This is a genomic window from Bartonella sp. AA83SXKL, from assembly GCF_042196965.1.
Lineage (GTDB): Bacteria > Pseudomonadota > Alphaproteobacteria > Rhizobiales > Rhizobiaceae > Bartonella.
In genome coordinates, this window is the sequence record NZ_JBHIRG010000367.1 from 1 (window position 1) to 509 (window position 509).

The 509-nt window shown below is 38.1% G+C and carries 1 pseudogene; it reads left to right on the plus strand.

The features are described from left to right. Positions 1-509, plus strand: a pseudogene (locus ACFINO_RS11655) (hypothetical protein); the annotation flags it as partial.

Genomic DNA, 509 nt, shown 5'->3' on the forward strand with positions numbered 1-509 from the left:
TTGAAGGGCAAGCACTTGGAGGAGCCGTGGTAGGTAGGATCGATATTGCTGGAACAATGAAGGATCCATCTGCTTCTTTTGAGCTTGCTAGTCAAAGCTTAACTGCTATGACGCATAAAGGACCTCTGTTGATCAATATGAATGCTCGTGGTTCTTACAAAAAATCGACTTTTCATATTGAGCGTATGATAGCGACCGGAGATAAAGGATTAGATCTCTCCATAAATGGACCTGTTTCTCTTAATGGTTCAGCTGTCAAATTGAATGTTAAAGGGGCAATGCCTCTTGCTTTTGTTGATTTATTATTAGCAAAACGTGGTGCGCATATAACAGGCATGACCAGAGTTGATGCAACGATTAATGGTGAATTACTTAATCCGCAATTGGTAGGAAGTTTTTCTATAGTCAATGGTAGTTTTTTTGATTCACAAACAAATTTAGGATTGAATAATATAACCGTTGAAGGAAAACTAAATGGCGATCATATTCTTCTAGAGAAAGCTTTAGCT